The 1,585-nt window shown below is 31.8% G+C and carries 1 protein-coding gene; it reads left to right on the forward strand.

Annotation, left to right across the window (positions count from 1 at the left end; translation table 11 throughout):
• Positions 1-681, forward strand: a 681-nt coding sequence (locus tag VK998_RS04615; protein WP_325226012.1) for a hypothetical protein, incomplete at its 5' end; no start/stop codon positions are given.
• Between the last annotated feature and the right edge of the window lie 904 nt (positions 682-1,585).

The following is a 1,585-nucleotide window of genomic DNA, read 5'->3' on the forward strand; positions in this document are numbered from 1 at the left end:
GGGAGAAAATTTTTAATGGTTAAAATTTTTAAAAAAGTAGGTATCTATTTTGCTATTGCAGTCCTACTTGCTACATTGTTCCCAGCAAATAGTTTTGCAGCAAGTTCAAGTGCAGATTTTAAATCTACTCAGGAAAAAGCAATCGAGAACATAAAGGTATTAGACAGCCATCTCTATAAAGACAAAGAAGGCTTCTTGGCTATTGACGAAGATATTAAAAATTTAATCTCTGAGGATGTATATGAATACTATTCAGATGGAGTGGATGTATTAAACCAAGCAATAAAGGAAGATAATATTGTCTTAGATGACAAAGGTGGGTTTGTTGTTAGTTCCAATCAACTCAATAAGTTAAATCCACAGCTTAATGGTTCAAGTATCCAACCTGCTAATTTAAGTTGGACGGGATATACATATTACTTGACAAACCGTGAAGCTCGTGATTTACAATATGCTTTAGAGGATCGTGCTAGCCAATGGACAGTTGCTACAATATTGGCATCTGGAATTTCCGGTGCAGTCCCTAATCCGGGTACATTAGCAGCGGCTTCTGCATCCGCATTAATGGCTTTAGGTAATGATTGGGTCGCTGGACAAATTGATCGTCATATTACATCAAGAGGGGTATCTATGAAAATTCAATGGTTACCTTATCCGGGATTAATTATTAGAGGTAGATAATATAATTCTCATAAAATATAACCCATTGAATATTATATATTTGATGGGTTATACTATATTAAATATGTACTGAGGTGATAAAATGGGAATCTTATTTCAAATACTCATATTTCTCGCTATATTTACATTGCTTATTGGTATAGCTCAGTTATTTAATAAGAGGTTGAAAATAAATTCAACGAATATCTTGTTGAATGTAGTAAGTGTACTAGCTATCATTTTAGTTTTTGTTGTCTACTTTGAGAATATGAATATAACTTCTTATATTGCTCCCGTCTTTCTCTTGATGGCTTCAATAATGGGTAGAAAAAGACTAAAAAAGAAAAATCCGCGATAACTAAACATGGAATGTGTTTATATGTTATAAAAACCACTTCCTGTCATGACCCATCATTCGCTAATCCTTTTTTGTTTTCAAGATATAAATTATAGTCGTTTCAATATCTTCATGGTCTAGTGCCTGAATGATACTTAAAGACATCAGCTCAATCCTATTCCATTGTGTTGTTCATTTTTTCTCTTATTAATCACAATACCTTTATATTTTGAAATTCAAAAGAGAACATCTTTACAGTACTCATCCTAAAAAGAATATCAAAAATAATAGAACCACTTAATATTTTTCCATTTTAATTGAAGGCTTGTATTCCCTACCCACTATTCCAAACAATCAGTAGGTAGGGAAAAACATAAAATTGTTCAAATTTATTTGACGGTTACACAGCGATTCTCTATTCTTATTTTATATAATAAAGCTTGTATCTCAATATTTAAATTTTCCTTAATTTAAAGAACCCACTGCTTTTATATATGGATTTGGCACAGACTTCAAATATTGTAATTAACACAATGTTGCTGAACACTTTAAATGTCTGGAAACCGTCCGTTATAAGTTTAAATCCTC

The sequence above is a fragment of the Schnuerera sp. genome (assembly GCF_035459645.1).
GTDB lineage: Bacteria > Bacillota > Clostridia > Tissierellales > Tepidimicrobiaceae > Schnuerera.